The sequence below is a fragment of the Burkholderia sp. Ax-1720 genome, assembly GCF_011753035.1.
Taxonomy (GTDB): Bacteria; Pseudomonadota; Gammaproteobacteria; order Burkholderiales; family Burkholderiaceae; genus Burkholderia; species Burkholderia gladioli.
The window spans coordinates 1-1318 of sequence record NZ_VWWK01000426.1 but is presented as its reverse complement, the minus strand read 5'-3'; the positions used below and the strand labels follow the sequence as shown (position 1 = coordinate 1318).

Genomic DNA, 1318 nt, shown 5'->3' with positions numbered 1-1318 from the left:
TGGCTGGCCGCACAGCCCGACGGCGCGGCCCTGGCGCCGCTGTTCGCGCGCGCGGCCGAGATCGACGGCCTGCATTACCGCTTGCGCGTCGCGCACGCGCTGCCGCGCATCGACGTGCCGCTGAGCTTCTGGCATGCCACGCGCGATGCCGTGGCGGGTCGCGAGCGCGACTGGCGGCCGCATACCAGCGGCGAGGTGGAGGTGATCGAGGCGGATGCGACGCACAGCGGGATCGTGCTGCATCCGGAGGTGCATGCCGGCGTCGCGCGCCGCCTGCGTGCGCTGGCGGCGGTTCCGGCGGTTCCCGTCGCGCCGGCGGCCGGCGAATCGGCGGAAATCGGCGGCGACGACGCGCGGCACCGCCGAACTGTCGGATAATGACGCCCCGGCGGGCTTCGGCCCGCCGTTCCCGCCAGACCAAGCAGACGATGGAACCGAAGCCGTGACCACATCCGCCGGCGATACGCCGCTCTACCGACTTTCAGGTGTCGATTTCGCGATCGGCGACAAACTGCTGTTGCAGGACATCACGCTGGACATCCCGGCCGGGCAGGTGGTCGGACTGATCGGCCACAACGGCTCCGGCAAGACCTCGCTGATGCGCCTGCTGGCGCGCCTGCATGCGCCCACGCGCGGCAGCATCGCGTTCGGCGGCGAGCCGCTGGCGGGCTGGCCGCACCGGCGCTTCGCGCAGCAGGTCGCGCACCTGCCGCAGTACACGCCGGCCACCGACGGCCTGCTGGTGCGCGAGCTGGTCGCCCTCGGCCGCTATCCCTGGCACGGCGCGCTGGGCCGCTTCACGCGCGAGGATCACGAGCACGTCGAGAACGCGATGGTCTCGACCGACGTCGCGCACTACGCCGAGCGTCCCGTCGACAGCCTCTCGGGCGGCGAGCGCCAGCGCGTCTGGCTGGCCATGCTGATCGCGCAGGACAGCCGCTGCGTGCTGCTCGACGAGCCCACCTCGGCGCTCGACATCGGCCACCAGCTCGAGGTGCTGCAACTGATCCGCACGCTCTGCGAGGCACGCGGCATGACCGCCGTGGTGGTGCTGCACGACGTCAACATGGCCACGCGCTTCTGCACCCAGCTGGTATCGCTGCGCCACGGCCGCGTGCTGATGCAGGCCAGCCCCGAGGAGATCATGCGCGAGGACAGCCTGGAGGCGATCTACGGCGTGCCGATGGGCGTGATGACCGATCCGGTCGGCGGCCACCGCATCGGTTATCCGCGATGAGCCGCGTTCGTCTTCACCCGGATGCGGGCCGGCGCCGCTGGCTCGCGCGCGGCGGGGCGCTCGGCCTGGCCGGCGCGGCCG

1 protein-coding gene and 1 pseudogene are annotated in these 1318 nt (G+C 72.5%); both read left to right on the top strand.

Features of this window, described 5'->3' with window-relative positions; translation table 11 throughout:
- Nucleotides 1-378 (top strand): annotated as a pseudogene (locus tag F3J18_RS37400) (hypothetical protein); the annotation flags it as partial.
- Between the two features lie 64 nt (nucleotides 379-442).
- Nucleotides 443-1237 (top strand): ATP-binding cassette domain-containing protein, encoded by a 795-nt coding sequence (locus tag F3J18_RS37395; protein ID WP_017922115.1) that lies wholly within the window; start codon nucleotides 443-445, stop codon nucleotides 1235-1237.
- The last annotated feature ends 81 nt before the right edge of the window (nucleotides 1238-1318 follow it).